Here is an 18724-nt window from a genome sequence, read left to right as displayed (position 1 = left end):
TTGGCAATAAGGTTTCAGACGGCCTTAGCTTTTGGGAAATTTATAGTAAAATCTTCCACCGACCACACATCAAAACACATCGAAAGCAAACATGAAACTCGCCGTTATTTTGCCGGCCTATTGCGCCGAAGCTTATTTGCCCGAATGTTTGGATTCGGTATTGAATCAAACATTCCGCGACTTTTTCGTCATCGCCATCAACGATGCTTCAACAGACAAAACCGGTGAAATCCTCGAGGCTTATGCAGCCAAAGATTCACGTTTGCAGGTTTTCCATCTTCCGGAAAACAGGGGCGAGCCGTTTGCCTGCCAATTTGCCATGGATATGCTCAAAGACGTAGAGGTCGAATATGTGGCACGAATGGATGCGGACGATATTTGCGCCTTGGATCGTTTTGAAAAACAAATTCAGTTTTTAGACAGCCATCCTGAAATCGATATTGTCGGCAGCCAAGCCACCATCTTTTTTGATGACCAAACCGGAAGAGAACCCGTTTTAAGCGACCTCCCCCTGCTCGACAAAGACATTAAAGCCTTTCTCTCCTTTGCCGCCCAAAACATGTTCAACCCCACCACCATGTGGCGGCACGACAGCATTAAAAACCTTGAGATAAACTACACCGCGACAGAAACTGCGCCCGATTTCCATATGTGGGTGCAATGCGCCCTACATGGCAAAACCTTTGCCAACCTGCCCGAGTCTTTGTTGTCTTACAGGATACACACCGCTCAAGAAAGCAAAAAAAGAGACAAAATCAACAGATCCGTCCAATACACCATGGAATTGTGGTTCAGCCACCTTTTCCCTGAATTGAACCCAGTAGAAGTCACACTCTTAAGCCGAATCTTGCATGAAAAGCAACTGCGCTTGACCACCGAAGAGCTGAAAACCATTTTTGCCGCTTATGACAGAATCAGCAAAGACCGCAGCATTTCTTTGTTTGGCGAAGACCGCAATACGTTGTTCGGTATGATAGACCAGTTCTTCAATTTCTTAAAAAGCCAGTTGAAATTCACTTAAATCATAAAAGGCCGTCTGAAACCTCGGTTTCAGACGGCCTTTATCTATTTCAAAATCAATCTAAATCAGAACAAGCCGTGAATCACGCCTTCTGCGTCCACATCGATTTTCTCGGCAGCCGGAACTTTCGGCAGACCCGGCATTTTCATCATATTGCCGCACAACGCAACGATGAAGCCTGCACCGGAAGAAACGGTAATACCGCGCACGGTAATGCGGAAGCCTTCGGGGCAGCCCAAGAGTTTGGCGTTGTCGCTCAAAGAATATTGGGTTTTCGCCATGCAGACAGGCATTTTGTCCAAGCCCAGTTTTTCCAGTGAAGCGATTTCGGCAGATGCTTCCGCGCTGAAATCAACATCTTCCGCGCCGTACACTTTTTGGGCAATCGCACGGATTTTGTCTTTAATGCTCAACTCGACATCGTAGGCGAAACGGAAGTTATTGGGTTGGTTTTCGATGGCGTTAACGACTTTGTGCGCCAAGTCTGCACCACCTGCGCCGCCTTTGCCCCATACTTCGGTCAGGGAAACTTCAACGCCGTGTTCCGCGCAGGCTTTTTCAATCATGGCCAACTCGGCATCGGAGTCGGACACGAAGCGGTTGATGGCAACCACCACAGGCAGGCCGAATACGTTTTTCAGGTTGGAAATGTGTTTCAGCAGATTAGGCAGGCCTTTTGCCAAAGCATCAAGGTTTTCTTCGCCAAGGTTGGCACGCTCCACGCCGCCGTTGTATTTCAAAGCGCGGACAGTAGCCACGACAACAGCCGCATCAGGTTTCAAATCCGCCAGACGGCATTTGATGTCGCAGAATTTTTCCGCGCCCAAATCTGCGCCGAAGCCTGCTTCGGTTACGGCGTAATCGGCAAGGTGTTTCGCCAAACGGGTGGCCGTTACAGAGTTACAGCCGTGGGCGATGTTGGCGAACGGGCCGCCGTGTACAAAGGCCGGAGTGCCTTCGATGGTTTGCACCAAGTTAGGCTTAATCGCATCTTTGAGCAATGCCGCCATCGCGCCATTTGCTTTCAAATCTTTGGCGTAAACAGGGCTGCCGTCTTTAGCGTAGGCGACAAGGATGTTGCCCAAACGCTCTTTCAAATCGCTGATGTCTTTGGCAAGACAGAATACCGCCATCACTTCGGAGGCAACAGTAATGTCGAAACCGTCAGGACGCATCACGCCGTCAACAGGTTTGCCCATACCGTCGATGATATTGCGCAACTGACGGTCGTTCATATCGACCACGCGACGCCACAGCACGCGTTTCGGATCGATGTTCAGCTCATTGCCTTGATAGATATGGTTGTCGAGCATGGCGGCAAGCAAGTTATTCGCCGCACCGATGGCATGGAAGTCTCCGGTGAAGTGCAGGTTGATGTCTTCCATCGGCAAAACTTGGGCATAGCCGCCGCCTGCCGCACCGCCTTTGACGCCGAACACCGGACCCAAAGAAGGCTCGCGCAGGGCGATCACCGAGTCTTTGCCGATATGGCGCAATGCGTCCGCCAAACCGATGGTTACAGTGGTTTTACCCTCACCCGCAGGAGTCGGATTAATGGCGGTAACCAGAATCAGACGGCCTTGTTTTTGCGGCAGCTTGAATGCCTCGGCAGGATTGATTTTAGCTTTGTAGTGACCATAGGGCTCAATGTTGTCAACGTTCAAACCCAGCTTGGCGGCAATTTCACCAATCGGGCGCATGGTGGAAGACTGGGCAATTTCAGCATCGGTTTTGAAGCTCATGATTTTCCTTTATTGAGAGAGGGAAAGGCCGTCTGAAACAATACAATTAAAGACAGCTGGAAGAAAAAGAATATTAGTTCTATTATAGCGTTTTCCAAAGACAAACCGCAGTGAAAATTTTGATATTTCCTCAACAAGCGGATTCATATTGTCAACAATTTGAAACAAAGGAATAAAATTATGAGCAGCAACGCATGGCTGTTTTGGGCATTGGCATCGGCAGGCTTCGCCTCATTGACCGCCATTTTCGCCAAAATGGGTTTACAGGGCATAGATTCGGATTTCGCCACCTTTATCCGCACCTTAGTCATCCTCGCCGCTTTGGTATTGTTTTTAACCTACACCGGCAAATGGCAGGGCGTGAACGGCTTTACCGGTCGCAACTGGACATTCCTCATCCTATCCGGCCTCGCTACCGGCGCCTCTTGGCTCGCCTACTTCAAGGCCCTGCAACTGGGCAACGCCTCGCAAGTCGCACCCGTCGACAAATTCAGCCTGGTCTTGGTCGCCCTGATGGCCGTCGTTTTCTTAGACGAACGGCCAAGCACGCAGGAGTGGATAGGCTTAGGCTTGGTAACCGCAGGCGTATTGACTTTGGCTTTGAAACGATAAAGATTGGAACATTAAAAAAGGCCGTCTGAAAAATTTCAGACGGCCTTTGCTTTGCTTCAAACAATCAACTCAAAATTAATTTGAACCAACTTTGATTTTTTGCCACAAGTTGACGGACAGTTTTTTCGCATCCGCGCTCATTTGAGGCATGACGAAACCGTCTTTCATGTCTTGCTCGTTCGGGAAAATAGAACGTGTGTTCACCAACTCGGCAGGCATTTTTTCGCGTGCAGGTTTGCTGGCCGGCGCGAAGGTTACGGCGATACCGTTTTTCGCAGCCACTTCGGGATCCAGCGTGTAGTTGATGTACTTGTGGGCATTGACGACGTTTTTCGCATCGGCCGGAATCAGCCAAGATTCGATCCAGAAGCCCATGCCTTTCGGAGTCAACACTTCGATGCCGACATTGTTTTTCACTTCTTCAGAACGCGCTTTGGCCAAATTCAAGTCGCCGCCGTTACCTGCCGCCAAGCAGATGTCGCCGCGCGCCAATTCATCAATGATGGAAGGGCTGAAACGTTTCACGTCAGGACGGATGGTTTTCAAAACTTCTGCCGCCGCTTTCAAATCTTCAGGATTTGAGCCTTTAGGATCTTTACCCAAGTAGTTCAACAAGATTGGGAACATTTCGCTCGGGGTATCCCACAAAGCAATGCCGCAAGATTTCAGCTTGTTGGTGTATTCAGGTTTAAACAGCAAATCCCAGCCGTTTTCAGGCAGCTTGCCGCCCAAAAGCTCTTTACCTTTCGCAGTAATCGCCAAAGTGTTCACACCGGAGAAATAAGGAACGGCGTATTGATTGCCCGGGTCGGCAGTTTCCAACATCTTCAGCAATTCAGGGTCGATGTTTTTGTAGTTCGGAATCAGATCCTTATTGATTTTTTGGTATGCACCTGCCTCAATTTGGCGCGGCAGGAAGGCAATACCCGGCACAACCAAGTCATAGCCGGATTTGCCGGTCAGCATTTTGGCTTCCAGCGTTTCGTTGTTTTCATACAAATCGTAAGTCAGCTTCAAATTGTTGGCTTTTTTGAAGTCTTCGACTGTACTTTCGTCAACGTAGTTTGACCAGTTGTAGATATTCAAAGTATCGGTAGCGGCTGCCTCGGCATTGGCAGCAGGCGCACTGCCTGCTTGAGGTTGCTCGGCTTTTTTCTCGCCACCGCCGCACGCGGCCAAAGACAATGCGGCCAATACGGCTAATACAGATTTTTTCATACGGGCAGATTCCTGATGAAAGAGTGGTTAATGTCAATAAATAAGAAACCCTGCACCCCATAAACACCCCGGCGCAGAGTTAGGCTATTGTAATGGAAACGTAAGCAAACGAAAAGCAATATCCATCTGATTTTTATTGAAATAAGGCAAAGCAACATCATCTTTTTCCCAAAAGCGTTGCACCGGCTGTCGTTTTTGGGCAAAATACGGCTGATTTGCGCGCGTTTATAGAGAAAAAGCTTGCATATAAGGAAATCTGTCTTTAAAATTGCGCGTTTACAGAATTTATTTTTCAGGAGATATTCAATATGGCAAACAGCGCACAAGCCCGCAAACGTGCCCGCCAGTCGGTTAAACAACGCGCCCACAACGCCAGCCTGCGTACTGCATTCCGTACCGCTGTGAAAAAAGTGTTGAAAGCAGTTGAAGCTGGCGACAAAGCTGCTGCTCAAGCAGTTTACCAAGAATCCGTTAAAGTCATCGACCGTATCGCTGACAAAGGCGTATTCCACAAAAACAAAGCAGCCCGTCATAAAAGCCGTCTGTCTGCTAAAGTAAAAGCTTTGGCTTAATACTGACGCAGATGCCGGAAATCCTGACAACCAAAGCAGGATAATCGAGCTGATACGATGCCCCTGAGGTCTTGCCTTTCAGGGGCATTGCCGTATTCACCGCCCAAACCGACTAAATAAACCTATTTACCCTTTCATCAGGCCGTCTGAAAAACAACGGAAACTCTCATGAACAAGATGTTGAAACATTCCCTAAGTATCGGATTCATTGTCGCCGCTCCACTGGCCGCCGCCGATACCGCCCTACACTGCACCACCATTCAAGACAACGCTACCCGTTTGGCGTGTTACGACAACATCTACTCGGCGCAACTTCCCCCTCAATCCCCACTGCCGCAAGCGCAAACCGAAACCGCCAAAACACCGGTTGACCTCGAACAAAGCATCCGTAAAAGCATTGAGAAAAAAGAAGCTGCCATCGTATTCGACAACCCTACCCATCCGAATATTTCAGACGACGTATTAAGCGAAACTGCCGACAGCTACACGCCTTTAAGCCTGATGTACGATTTGGATAAAAACGACATACGCGGCCTGTTGAGCGTACGCGAGCACAACCCTATGTACCTCATGCCCGTTTGGTACAACAGCAGTCCCAACTACCACCCGGAATCCCCCAGTCGCGGCGTAACCACGCAGGAAAAATTCAGCGAGCAGAAACGCCTCGAAACCAAAATGCAGGTTTCCTTCAAAAGCAAGATTGCCGAAGATTTATTCAAAACCCGTGCCGACGTATGGTTTGGCTACACCCAAAAATCCGACTGGCAAATCTTCAACCAAGGCCGCAAATCCGCTCCGTTCCGCAACACCGACTACGAACCTGAAATCTTCATTACCCAACCCGTTAAAGCAGACCTGCCTTTCGGCGGCAAACTGCGTATGGTCGGTGCAGGTTTTGTTCACCAGTCCAACGGTCAAAGCCGCCCCGAATCCCGCTCATGGAACCGCGTTTACGCCATGGCTGGCATGGAATGGGGCAAACTGACCGTCATTCCTAGAGTTTGGATTCGCGCCTTTGACCAAAAAGGAGACGACGACGACAATCCGGACATCAACAAATACATGGGCTACGGCGACTTGAAAGTCCAATACCGCTTCAATGACAAACAAAATGTTTATTCCGTCCTGCGTTACAACCCGAAAAGCGGACGTGGTGCCGTTGAAGCTGCTTACACCTTCCCAATTAAAGGCAAACTCAAAGGCGTTGTCCGCGGTTTCCACGGCTACGGCGAAAGCCTGATTGACTACAACCACAAACAAAACGGCATCGGCTTCGGCCTGATGTTCAACGACTGGGACGGAATCTAATTTCCCCCCATATTGTTCAGACGGCCTGTGCAATCAACGCAGCCGTCTGAAACAATAAAACAAAACAAGCCATTCGTTTAAAATACTCGTTTCCTAGCGCCCAAACGCGTATAATGCAAAGTTTGGGCAAAACTTGCCGGAATGAAACAAAGATGACAGAAGCCGCAGCCGAAAGCGGAAAAATCGCCAAGGCTTTAAAGAAATACCTGATTACAGGCGTACTGGTTTGGTTACCGATTGCCGTAACCATCTGGGCGATGACCTACATCATATCCGCCGCCGACAGACTGATCAGCCTATTGCCGGAAAGCTGGCAGCCCCAGCATTTCTGGGGATTTAACATACCCGGTTTGGGCATTGTTGCCGCCACCGTCGTCTTGTTCGTTACCGGCGTATTTGCCGCCAACGTTTTAGGCAGACGGATTCTCGGCGCATGGGACAGCCTTTTGGGTCGGATTCCCGTCGTCAAATCCATCTACTCCAGCGTTAAAAAAGTTTCCGAATCCCTGCTCTCCGACAGCAGCCGCTCGTTCAAAACCCCCGTACTGGTTCCCTTTCCACAACCGGGCATTTGGACGATAGCCTTTGTTTCCGGTCATATCCCCGACAAACTCAAAGGCAGCCTGCCGCAAGATGACGACTATATTTCCGTTTACGTTCCAACCACGCCCAACCCGACCGGCGGCTATTACATCATGGTTAAAAAAAGCGACGTTCGCGAGCTGAACATGAGTGTGGATCAGGCATTGAAATATGTAATTTCGCTGGGCATGGTGATGCCGGACGACTTACCGGTTAAAGCCCTACCCGCTCAAAAACCGTCTAAAGACGGTGATACCGAACATAACAATTAAGGTCTTCTTTTTTCAGACGGCCTTTCCTTCTTTTTCAAATTGAACAATATAAAAAGGTGATTTTATGCGTACCAACTATTGCGGCCTTATCAGCGAGCAATACTTAGACCAAACCGTTACCGTCAAAGGCTGGGTACACCGCCGACGCGACCACGGCGGTGTGATTTTTATCGACCTGCGCGACCGCGAAGGCATCGTTCAAGTCGTTATCGACCCTGACACTCCGGAAGCATTTGCCGCTGCCGACTCTTCCCGCAACGAATACGTTTTGAGCATTACCGGCCGCGTACGCAACCGTCCTGAAGGTACCACCAATGACAAAATGATTTCCGGCAAAATCGAAATTCTTGCCAAAGAAATCGAAGTCTTGAACGCTGCCGCTACGCCTCCATTCCAAATTGACGATGAAAACATCAACGAAAACGTGCGCCTGACCAACCGCGTTATCGACCTGCGCCGTCCGGTGATGCAGCGCAACCTGCGCCTGCGTTATCAAGTCGCTATGGGCGTTCGCCGTTATCTGGACGCGCAAGGCTTCATCGACATCGAAACCCCGATGCTGACCCGTTCCACGCCTGAAGGCGCGCGCGACTACCTCGTGCCGAGCCGCGTTCATCCGGGCGAGTTTTTCGCGCTGCCGCAATCACCTCAATTGTTTAAACAACTGTTAATGGTGGCGGGTTTCGACCGTTACTACCAAATCACCAAGTGCTTCCGTGACGAAGACTTGCGCGCCGACCGCCAGCCCGAATTCACCCAAATCGACTTGGAAACCTCGTTCTTGAACGAGGATGAAATCATGGACATCACCGAAGGCATGGCAAAACAAGTCTTCCAAGACGCGCTGGGCGTGGACTTGGGCGATTTCCCGCGTATGCCTTACGCCGAAGCCATGTTCTACTACGGCTCCGACAAACCCGATATGCGCATCAACCTGAAATTCACCGAGCTGACCGACCTGATGAAAACGGAAGAATTCAAAGTCTTCCGTGGCGCAGCCGACATGAAAGGCGGCCGCGTGGTTGCCCTGCGCGTACCGAACGGCGCGAAATTCAGCCGCAAAGAAATCGACGAATATACCAAATTTGTCGGCATCTACGGCGCGAAAGGTTTGGCATATATCAAAGTGAACGATGTCAGCAACCTTTCCAACGGCGAAGACAGCGGTCTGCAATCTCCAATCGTGAAATTCCTGTCTGAAAACGCCCTGAAAGAAATCATTGAACGTACCGGCGCACAAAACGGCGACATCATCTTCTTCGGCGCAGACAAAGCCAAAGTCGTGAACGAAGCCATCGGCGCGCTGCGTATCAAAGTCGGTTTGGAACACGGCGCAGAAAACGGCTACTTCGTGGACGAATGGAAACCTTTGTGGGTTGTCGATTTCCCGATGTTTGAATACGACGAAGACGCCGACCGCTACGTTGCCGTACACCATCCGTTTACTGCGCCTAAAGAAGGTCACGAAGACCTGATGGTTTCTGACCCGGCAAACTGCCTGGCACGCGCCTATGATATGGTGTTGAACGGCTGGGAAATAGGCGGCGGTTCCATCCGTATCCACCGTGCCGACGTACAGGAAAAAGTGTTCGCCGCTCTGAAAATCAGCCCCGAAGAGCAACAAGAAAAATTCGGCTTCCTCTTGGACAACCTGAAATTTGGCGCGCCTCCTCACGGCGGCCTTGCATTCGGTCTTGACCGTCTGGTTACCCTGATGACCGGTGCAGAATCTATCCGCGATGTGATTGCCTTCCCAAAAACACAACGTGCACAATGTCTGCTGACCAATGCACCTAATGTGGTCGACGATAAACAACTTCGCGAGTTGGGCCTGCGTCTGCGCCAGAAAGCAGTTGACACAAAAGAAGCATAATTTACCGGCTTAACCTTTAAAATATCAAAGCCGTCCGAAATTTTTGAAATTTCTTTCAAATTTTTCAGACGGCCTTTCTACATTTTGGTCGTTTATATATAATCAACTCACAAACTGTTTTATTTTAAATGTTCACCTTAATGACGTTAGGGTGCGAAAATTAACCGTTTATAATAAAAACAAACAAATAGACTCCGCAAGCAATATCATAGCTGTTATACGATAAAGGAACCTGACAATGTTTCTAATACTAACGGGGCTGATACTGACTTTTTTTGTTACATTGCTTATTATTACTTCAATTATTCATAAAAAACAGTTTGCCTACAACACACACCAAGACTATAACTATCCCTCCCTTCCCTCTACCGCGCATGCTACCCTCAAGGGTGGCAGCCTGACTTTACCCGCTGCTATCAGCGGGCAAGATACCGTTATTGCCAAAATCCGTATCAAATCCACTTGGGCAGGATTGCTGATACTGCCTTTTGTTGAAACCATTTCATCTAAAGGCAAATGGAAGCAATATTTCGAATACGGCGCAAAAGGCGTGCGCTATATCAATCTGAGCGACACCTTCTCCGACAGCGATAAAACCATCCGCCTGGAAGGCAAATACCTAACCTTGCCCGATCAAGAAATTGAACTCTCTGTTTATCCGCGTGAAAACCTAGACGGCAAAAAAATCCTTGTCCTCGCACCCCATGCTGACGATGCAGAATTAAGTGCATACGGTTTGTATGAAAAACATGCCGCCAATTCAATGATCTGCACCTTAACCGCCAGCGAAGGCGGCAGCTTCCACTATGGCAACCTTTACAGCACGTGCGACTGCGATACCCAGGCACAATATCTGCAAAAAGGCCGGATGCGCGTTTGGAACAGCCTGACCGTGCCCATTTTGGCCGGTGTACCGTCTGAAAACATCCTGCAACTGGGCTACTTCGACAGCACTTTGACCGCCATGCGCCAAAATCCGGAAACAGAGATTAAATCGACCAAAATCGATACGGTCGATGTCGATATTTTCCGCCGTGCCAACACCTCCCCATTGGCGAAACACCTCAAACCCGGCTCGACTTGGACCAGCTTGGTGGACAACCTTGGCTATCTGATAGAAACGTTCCAGCCGGATATTATCGTGACGCCGTCCCCCAATATTGATGCGCATCCCGACCACCAACATACTGCGCTGGCCGCCATCGAAGCCCTGCGCAAAATCAATTACCGCCGCGGCAATCTGTTTTTGCACACCATACATTATCTGAGCGACGACTTCCCTATCGGCAAAGTAGGGTCTTCCCTCAGCCTGCCGCCGCCCTCCGAGCAACCGTTCTACTTCCAAAGCATCTATTCCCATCCTTTGGACAAAGAGGAACAAAACCGCAAACTTCTCGCCCTTGATGCCATGAACGACATCCGCCCCAATTCAGACGGCTATATGCGTTGGAGCACCATGATATTCAAAGGCCTAAACAAACTGCGGCACCACGTCCTCCATCTCGACAAAGACTTGGTCAACCGCTTTGTCCGCAGCAACGAATTCTTCTATACCGTCCCCATCAGCGACTTGTACAAAGAAGAGACGCTGAAACAAATCACCTATCAGGGCAAAGCCCAATAAACCAGAAAGGCTGTCTGAAAAGATGTTTCAGACGGCCTTTATCACACCAAATCAAAACAATAAAATCACTACATTACAAACGAAAAACACCAAGCCCAAATCCAAACGCGACAACCCAAGTTATAATAAAACCCTTACCACACGTCCCACATCATCATGCCGATTTACTTCATCGCCGATTTGCACCTGAGCGAATCCCATCCTCAACTAACTGCACTCTTCCAGAAATTTATCCAAGAAAAAGCCGTTCACGCCCAAGCCGTATACATTCTTGGCGACCTTTTCGATTTTTGGATCGGCGATGACGAAAACAGCCCTTTGGTGCAAACCATCAAACAAATCATCCGCAGCCTAACCGTGCGCGGCATTGCCTGCTATTTTATTCATGGCAACCGCGACTTCCTCATCGGCAAAGCCTTCGCCCGCGATACCGGCATGACCTTACTGCCCGAGTACGCCGTTATCGACCTGTTCGGCACTCCTACCCTGCTCTGTCACGGCGACACCCTCTGCACCGACGACCATTCTTATCAAAAATTCCGCCGTACCGTCCATCAAAAATGGCTGCAACGCCTGTTCCTGCTCCTGCCGCTCACACTCCGGCTAAACATCGCCACCAAAATCCGCAAGCAGAGCAAACAGGACAAGCAACACAAAACCGCCGACATCATGGACGTCAATCCGGCCTTTACCCACGAAACCGTCCAACGCTTCCACACGCCCCTGCTCATCCACGGCCATACCCACCGCGAAAACATCCATCGCAACGCCGATTACACCCGCATCGTACTCGGCGACTGGCGCGACAATTACGCCTCCATTCTTGAAGCCGATGCCGAAGGCTACCGTTTTATCGCCTTATAAAACATCAGGCCGTCTGAAAACCGGTTTCCCGATTGTTCAGACGGCCTGACTGACAAACATCCTCAAACGGTTTACGCAAACCAACCGCGTATCCGCTCCAAACCACCAAAGCGCACACACGCATCCGCATTCGCTTCGGTTTTCGGTTTCGCCCGATAAGCAATGCCGAACCCAGCTTCCAATATCATCGGAATATCATTCGCACCATCACCCATCGCCACCACCTGCCACGGAGCCAAACCCAGTCGTTCACGGTATTCACGCAACAAATCCGCCTTAGCCTGCGCATCGATAATCCGTCCTTTCAGACGGCCTGTCAGCTTGCCGTTTTCTACTTCCAACACATTCGCAAAATGGAAATCCAAGCCCAAACGCCGTTGCAGGCGTTCCGTAAAGAACGTAAATCCGCCCGACACCAGCATAAACTTCACATCATTCCGTTTGCACTCTTCCAACAAAAATTCCGCGCCCGGCGACAGCTGTAACACATTCTCGTACACCTCTTCCAACACACGCTCGTCCAAACCGGCCAGCAAAGCCACACGCTTGCGCAAAGACTGCTCAAAGTCCAGCTCGCCACGCATCGACTGTTCCGTAATCGCTGCCACCTCATCTTTCAGCCCGACACCAGCCGCAATCTCATCCACACACTCAATCGTAATCAGCGTCGAATCCATATCGCTGACAATCAGTCCCAAATCAGCAAAAGCCACATCCGGCAACACCGCACCATCTATCTGCTGCGCAATCAACGCCGCACGCATCTTGTCCGTCAATTCAAAATCATCATCAACCGGCACGCGCAACACCGACTTCCCTGATGGCGCAGAAACCAAACCGCCAAACGCCGACCAGTCGCACGCGCCCAAATCCCCATGCTGCAACACCAAAACTTTCTTCATCTCATTCTCCTCATATCCCAAAACCTTTACAAACCACATTCAGCTTAAAACAACAAAACCGTATTTTTACAAAGGCTTTAAAAAACCAAAACAGCATTATAGCCGAACAATACCGGCAATTTTCAGACGGCCTGGAAACAAATTCAGCTAGAGCTGCCAATACCAATTCCCTGCATCAACTAACCAAGTAATGACTCAAAAGTTTGATTTTAGGCAAGCTGCCTAAAAATTTTTGCCAGTAACAGGCAACTTCTGTTGATTTTTCTTACAGTTTCGATATAGTTACTTATAGCTAGCTGGTACTACTCCTTATATCTAGCTTTCATTGCATTACCACCTCCATTCGTTGCCAACGGCCTCCTTTCCGATGGCAACCTTTTTTTGGCCCAATGGTTTGACAATATCAAAATTGAATCAAATAAAATGATTCGGGGATTTATATTTAATTTTTAAAACAAAACGGCTTATAAAAAATAACGACTCAATTTAAACAGATATTGCCACCAATATTTAAAAACAAACAGACCTTTCTTTATCAAGGACCTCATCAAATGCATCATTCTAAGAAACTATTCAAACTGAGCACACTTGCTCTCTGCCTTGCCGCATTGCCCCAAGCCGCACAAGCTGCCGAAGAGGTACAACAGGCTGAAGTGGAACAAGTTACCGTAGTGGGTAAAAACAAAAGCCTGCGCACTGAAAGTCAAAACAGCTACACAGTATCCGCCCTGCGCTCAACCACAGGGCTGGTGCTCTCTCCGCGGGAAATTCCCCAATCTGTCAGCGTCATTACTAAAAAACAAATTGAAGACCAGGGCATTACCGACTTAGAAGGTGCGTTGCAAAACGCTACGGGCATCAATGTTTTCAAAAGCGGTGGACGCACGCATTTCATGTCGCGCGGCTATTTTATCGAACAGTTTGAAGAAGACGGCATTGCCACGCAACTCGGCTCTCCCGGCGGATTCGGCTTAGGCGGCCCGGCCGGCGACCCGACCAGTGCAACCGATATGGCAATGTACGACCACATTGAAGTGGTGCGCGGTGCGGCAGGTTTGACACAGGCAAACAACGAACCCGGCGGCACGGTAAACGCCGTCCGCAAAAAGCCGACTGCAAAACGCCAGCTTTCCGCCGATTTGATGGCAAACTCATGGGGCAAAGTAAACAGCGTCTTTGATGCATCCGGCACCTTAAGCCAAGAGCATGGCCTGCGCGGACGCTTTGTCGGCTCGGTTGGCAGCAACAAAACCTTCAAAGACCAATCCGGCGGCCGCGACGTCCTTCTGTATGGCGTGATGGACAAAGACATCGGCGACAACAGCAAACTTACCTGGGGCGCAAGCTATCTCAACCAAACCGAAACACCCGATCCGGACGGCCTGCCTATGCGAGCAGACGGCAAAGAGTGGAAACGCAGCCGCTATCTGGGTGCGGATTGGAACGAAGCCCGCCTGAAAAAATACAATCTTTTTACCGAGTTTGAACATTATTTCAACGACAACTGGAAACTGAGCAGCAAGTTGGACTGGCGTAAAAACACCAGTTCAAAAGAATATTACACGCTGGGCGGCACAGGTAACGGCATCGGTACAGACGGCCTGGGGACCACATACAGCTTCGACCGTTACGATGCAGGCAACCGCCAGTTCACTTTCCAAAACAACCTGACCGGCCGCATCTTTGCTTTCGGCCAAAATCACGATCTCTTCTTCATGCACAGCTATTCCAAAGAGAACGTGAACTCCAGCAACCGCTGGTTTGATGACAGCAGTACCTATGACGCAGATGCCTTTAACGGCAGCGAGAAAGCCAAACTCGATTGGGATTCCGCCACAGCCAAAGCCCGTGGCGGTAACGGCCGTTATACTACCCATGCCTTTGGTTTGGGCGCGCGCATCAATCCTACCGACAAACTGCACATTATCGCAGGCGGACGCTATACCAGCTGGAAACGCGACTTCTATTGGGATCGTAACCTCAAAGACGGGGTAGCAGGTTCATCAGACTCGCTCAAACGCAACCGCTTCATCCCCTATGCCGGCATCACTTACGACATCACGCCTAAACAAAGCGTTTACGCCGCCTACACGTCCATCTTCAAACAAACGATGAACCGCGACTACAACGACAACCTGCTGCCTCCGATTATGGGACGCAACTACGAACTCGGCTGGAAAGGCGAATGGAACGAAGGTCGTCTGAATACTTCCGTCGCCCTCTACCGCACCGATAAAGACAACAACAACCAACGCGTCAATGCCAAACCGCACGCCTACTGGGAACCGCTCAACCAAAGCAGCCGCGGCTTGGACGCCGAAATCTCCGGCAGCCTGACCGACCGTTGGCAGGTTTACGCAGGCTACACCTTCAACCGCAGCACCAACCGCAACAGCGTCGGCAACAATGTTGAATCGCGCCGAAAAGGCTACAACTTCAGCAGCCATACGCCGAAACATATGTTCCGCCTCTACACCAGCTATATCCTGCCGATTGATGACGGCAAATGGACGGTCGGGTTGGGGGGAAAGAGCAGCAGCAAAACCGCCAATTCCTACGGTTCCATCAAGCAAGGCGGCTACACCATTTGGAACACCAACGTCCAATACCGCCCGAGCAAAAACCTGCAACTGGGGCTGGCAGTCAACAACCTGACCGACAAACGCTACTACGAAAACCAATACAGCCGTGCCGCCAACAGCGGCAACTTCTACGGCGAACCGCGCAATGCCGTGTTCAGCCTGAAGTGGAAAATGTAAATAGTGGCAAACTGGGAGTGGATTGCCCTCCACTCTTCAAAAGCATATAAAAACCAATCATTGCTTATAAACAAGGCCGTCTGAAAACAAAATTCTGTTTTCAGACGGCCTATCACGCACATTTACAAGCATTCATCATGAATACGCTCAAAAAATTCTTTTACCTTGCCCGCCCTTTTTGGTCGGGGGCACACGGCCGCCTCCAATGGCTGATGCTCGCCGTTTTGATAGGGTTTACCCTATTCTCCATCACCATCAGCGTTTGGATAGCCGCGTGGGACAAACGTTTCTACGACGCACTGGCCGCGTTTGACGGCGCATCTATGCCTTCGCTCATCGTTGAATACCTCGGCTACATGGCGATGATTATCGGCTGCATCGTCTGCGGCAACTGGCTGCAAAAACGCCTCATCTTCCGCTGGCGCACCCACCTGACCGAACAATTCCAGCAAAACTGGCTCGAAGGCCACAAACACTACCGCCTGCGCCTGATCGGCGAACCCGACAACCCCGACCAGCGCATCGCCGAAGACATCTACCTCCTCGCCGACAAAAGCATCGGACTGTTCCTCTCCTTCATCAATAATATTGCCAAATTTAGCGCGTTCGTCGCCGTATTGTGGACGCTGTCCGGCGTACAGACTTTCAACATCGGCGGATACAGCATTACCGTTTACGGCTACCTTGTTTGGGTTGCACTGATTTATTCTATCTTCAGCACCATTATCGCCCATCTTGTCGGCCGCAAACTTAAAAACCTCAACATCGACCGCCAGCATCGCGAAGCCGACTACCGTGCAGCTCTTTTACGCGTACGCGACCATGCCGAACAAATCGCCTTCTACAACGGCGGCGAAGCCGAAACAGGCCGTCTGAAACAACGCTACCTCCGCATCCGCGACAACTGGCGTCGTCTCACCAACTGCGAATTCCGCCAAGAAACCTTTTGGGCGACCTATGTGCGCATCAGCATCTTCATCCCCATCCTTGCCACCCTGCCCATGTACCTCGCCAAAACCATGACTTTCGGCGACATGATGCAGACCCGCACATCGTTTGCCCGCGTCCAAGACAGCTTCGGCTGGTTTACTGACGCATACCGCCGCCTGATTGAATGGGCGGCAGTCATCGAACGGCTTTCCGGTTTTCAAACGGCCTTGGAACACGTAGAACAGGAAGGCAGAAGCCCAGTCTCCGGACCCGCCCCGACTTTAAACAACCGCCGCCACAGCGGAATCCTTGCTCTGCAAAACCTCACCGTTCACACCCAAACCGGCAGCCCCCTGCTCAGCCACATCAACCTCGAAGCTCACGCTCCCGAATGGGTATTACTCGAAGGCAGAAGCGGCATCGGCAAATCTAACCTGCTGCGCACCCTCGCAGGCTTGTGGCCGTATTACCAAGGCAACTTCGCCCTCGAAGGTAGCCGCCTGTTCTTCCCGCAACGCCCTTACCTACCTGCGGACACATTACGCCAAACTGTCAGCTACCCTTATACTGCCTGCCAAGACGACCATTTGATTCAAACCGTTTTGGAACAAGTCGGCTTAAGCAGCCCCACGGGGCGGTTGCACACATTGATGAACGATTTGGACACTTCACACGAATGGCACGGCATCCTTTCCGGCGGAGAACAACAACGCCTCAGCCTCGCCCGCGCACTGCTGCACAAACCACAAATCCTATTCCTAGATGAAGCTACCAACCAGCTCGATGACGAATCCGCCCTGATGTTGATGCAGACCCTCAAGCAACATTTGCCCGATACTTTGGTCATCGGTATTAGCCACCAATCCAAGATTCAAACCCTGTTTGATAGCTCTCTGAATTTGAATGAAAAATTATTTAAATGTTAAAATGTGCAAAACGCTTGCTTTCGATCCGAACAAGAGATATAGTACTAAGTAACTAGTTCTTATTGATGAGAGCTACTCCTTGGATACTTGCCTCCGGTTCTCCAACCCGGGGGCATTTTTTTTACGTTTTTATTTTGTGTTTGTATGAGTAGGATAAAGATAAAATATAAAAGGTTTTAAAAACACGAGACCTATAATCTTTATAAAAGATTGACTATAAATAAAAAATACCAATCTCAAATCGATAGTTAAATAAAACCGCAAACCGCGTTTTCCCAAACTTTCAGGCCGTCTGAAATCCTCTCTCCAACATCGTTAATCCCATATTTCAGACGGCCTGTTTAACCCTCTATTGCAAAGCTTGGCACAAGCACCGCTGACCGGCGGCAATTAATTACTATATAATCAAACGCATTGTTACCCTACAAAGGAGCCACACCATGACCACAAAAATTAAAATTGGTATCGTCGGTGCAACCGGTTACACAGGCGTTGAATTGTTGCGTCTGCTCAGCAGCCACCCCAACGCAGAGGTTACTGCCGTCACCAGCCGAAGCGAAGCCGGTATTGCAGTAGCGGACTACTTCTCCAGCCTGCGCGGAATTTACGACCTTGCATTCCAAACGCCCGAAGATGCCGAGCTTGACCGTTGCGACCTCGTGTTCTTCGCCACACCCAACGGCGTAGCCATGAAAGAAGCACCGGTCCTTATCGAAAAAGGCGTACGTGTGATTGACCTGTCTGCCGACTTTCGCATCCGCGACATCCCCACATGGGAACAATGGTACAAAATGACCCATGCCGCGCCGCAACTCGTTTCTCAAGCAGTGTACGGCTTGTGCGAACTTTACAAAGACGACATCGCCAAAGCCATGCTGGTGGCCAATCCGGGCTGCTACCCTACCTGCGTTTCCCTGCCCTTATTGCCGCTGCTTCAGGCTGGCCGTCTGAAGGCCAACGCGCCTCTGATTGCCGACTGTAAATCCGGTGTTTCCGGTGCAGGCCGCAAGGCCAGCACCCACGCCCTGTTGTGCGAAGCTGGCGACAACTTCAAAGCCTACGGCGTCGGCGGCCACCGCCATTTGCCTGAAATCCGACAAACCCTGTTCGGACTGCAAGACCATGTTTCAGACGGCCTGATTTTCGTGCCACACCTTGTTCCGATGATACGCGGCATGCACGCCACCCTTTATCTGCACCTGCAAGAACATACCGATCCTGAAGCCTTGCTGCGCGAATACTACCGCGACAGTCCTTTTGTCGATATTTTGCCTTCAGGTTTGACACCTGAAACCCGCAGCGTGCGCGGTACCAACCTTTGCCGTATCAGCGTTCAAAAAGCGCCCGATCAAGACGATGTGTGGATTGTTCTTTCCGTCATCGACAACTTGGTTAAAGGCGCAGCCGGTCAAGCCGTGCAGAATATGAATATTATGTTCGGCCTGCCCGAAACCACCGGCCTGACTAATGCACCATTGATGCCTTAAGCCATCCTTATTAAAAATACAAGGCCGTCTGA

General features: G+C 50.2%; 14 protein-coding genes. 11 read left to right on the top strand and 3 right to left on the bottom strand.

The features are described 5' to 3' along the window. Nucleotides 1-91: 91 nt before the first annotated feature. Nucleotides 92-1021, top strand: a complete 930-nt coding sequence (locus tag ACTHSX_RS04220) for a glycosyltransferase family 2 protein (RefSeq protein ID WP_440376906.1) — start codon at nucleotides 92-94, stop codon at nucleotides 1019-1021. A 65-nt stretch (nucleotides 1022-1086) separates the two neighbouring features. Here the strand turns inward: ACTHSX_RS04220 and ACTHSX_RS04215 are convergent, their stop codons facing one another. Continuing rightward, nucleotides 1087-2763: a formate--tetrahydrofolate ligase gene (locus ACTHSX_RS04215; protein WP_440376905.1), complete on the bottom strand. Its 1677-nt coding sequence runs from the start codon at nucleotides 2761-2763 to the stop codon at nucleotides 1087-1089. Between the two features lie 180 nt (nucleotides 2764-2943). Here ACTHSX_RS04215 and ACTHSX_RS04210 point away from each other — a divergent pair, with 180 nt between their 5' ends. After that, nucleotides 2944-3375 carry an EamA family transporter gene (locus ACTHSX_RS04210; RefSeq protein ID WP_003680126.1) on the top strand — a complete coding sequence of 144 codons (432 nt, stop codon included), beginning with the start codon at nucleotides 2944-2946 and terminating at the stop codon, nucleotides 3373-3375. A gap of 75 nt (nucleotides 3376-3450) precedes the next feature. Here the strand turns inward: ACTHSX_RS04210 and ACTHSX_RS04205 are convergent, their stop codons facing one another. Continuing rightward, nucleotides 3451-4593 carry an extracellular solute-binding protein gene (locus ACTHSX_RS04205; RefSeq protein ID WP_137041143.1) on the bottom strand — a complete coding sequence of 381 codons (1143 nt, stop codon included), beginning with the start codon at nucleotides 4591-4593 and terminating at the stop codon, nucleotides 3451-3453. Between the two features lie 308 nt (nucleotides 4594-4901). Here ACTHSX_RS04205 and rpsT point away from each other — a divergent pair, with 308 nt between their 5' ends. The 6 genes from rpsT to lpxH all read left to right on the top strand — a co-directional run bounded on the left by rpsT (nucleotide 4902) and on the right by lpxH (nucleotide 11688). Further along, the gene (gene rpsT, locus ACTHSX_RS04200) at nucleotides 4902-5165 is read left to right on the top strand and encodes a 30S ribosomal protein S20 (RefSeq protein ID WP_002212556.1); all 264 of its coding nucleotides are present in this window, start codon (nucleotides 4902-4904) and stop codon (nucleotides 5163-5165) included. Nucleotides 5166-5333: 168 nt separating this feature from the next. Further along, nucleotides 5334-6473 carry a phospholipase A gene (locus ACTHSX_RS04195; protein ID WP_440376904.1) on the top strand — a complete coding sequence of 380 codons (1140 nt, stop codon included), beginning with the start codon at nucleotides 5334-5336 and terminating at the stop codon, nucleotides 6471-6473. Nucleotides 6474-6625: 152 nt separating this feature from the next. Further along, nucleotides 6626-7327: a DUF502 domain-containing protein gene (locus tag ACTHSX_RS04190; RefSeq protein WP_440376903.1), complete on the top strand. Its 702-nt coding sequence runs from the start codon at nucleotides 6626-6628 to the stop codon at nucleotides 7325-7327. Between the two features lie 64 nt (nucleotides 7328-7391). Continuing rightward, entirely contained in the window at nucleotides 7392-9200 is a 1809-nt protein-coding gene (aspS, locus tag ACTHSX_RS04185) for an aspartate--tRNA ligase (protein ID WP_440376902.1), read from the top strand. A 238-nt stretch (nucleotides 9201-9438) separates the two neighbouring features. Next, nucleotides 9439-10824, top strand: coding sequence for a PIG-L deacetylase family protein (locus ACTHSX_RS04180; protein WP_440376901.1), 1386 nt, complete (start codon nucleotides 9439-9441; stop codon nucleotides 10822-10824). A 153-nt stretch (nucleotides 10825-10977) separates the two neighbouring features. Continuing rightward, nucleotides 10978-11688: a UDP-2,3-diacylglucosamine diphosphatase gene (lpxH, locus tag ACTHSX_RS04175; protein WP_440376925.1), complete on the top strand. Its 711-nt coding sequence runs from the start codon at nucleotides 10978-10980 to the stop codon at nucleotides 11686-11688. A gap of 71 nt (nucleotides 11689-11759) precedes the next feature. Here the strand turns inward: lpxH and serB are convergent, their stop codons facing one another. Beyond that, a complete protein-coding gene (gene serB / locus ACTHSX_RS04170) occupies nucleotides 11760-12590 on the bottom strand; it encodes a phosphoserine phosphatase SerB (RefSeq protein ID WP_440376900.1) in 831 nt (276 codons plus the stop codon). Between the two features lie 551 nt (nucleotides 12591-13141). On the opposite strand from serB, the gene ACTHSX_RS04165 reads away from it, so the two are divergent. From ACTHSX_RS04165 to argC, 3 genes are all read left to right on the top strand, one after another. Continuing rightward, nucleotides 13142-15349, top strand: a complete 2208-nt coding sequence (locus ACTHSX_RS04165) for a TonB-dependent siderophore receptor (RefSeq protein WP_440376899.1) — start codon at nucleotides 13142-13144, stop codon at nucleotides 15347-15349. Between the two features lie 137 nt (nucleotides 15350-15486). Continuing rightward, nucleotides 15487-17205, top strand: a complete 1719-nt coding sequence (locus tag ACTHSX_RS04160; RefSeq protein ID WP_440376898.1) for an ABC transporter ATP-binding protein/permease — start codon at nucleotides 15487-15489, stop codon at nucleotides 17203-17205. 440 nt (nucleotides 17206-17645) lie between these two features. Beyond that, entirely contained in the window at nucleotides 17646-18692 is a 1047-nt protein-coding gene (argC, locus tag ACTHSX_RS04155) for an N-acetyl-gamma-glutamyl-phosphate reductase (RefSeq protein ID WP_440376897.1), read from the top strand. Nucleotides 18693-18724: the final 32 nt, after the last annotated feature.

The organism is Neisseria sp. P0014.S002 (assembly GCF_051958295.1).
GTDB classification, from domain to species: domain Bacteria; phylum Pseudomonadota; class Gammaproteobacteria; order Burkholderiales; family Neisseriaceae; genus Neisseria; species Neisseria flavescens_B.
This window is presented reverse-complemented; position numbering and strand designations above follow the sequence as displayed.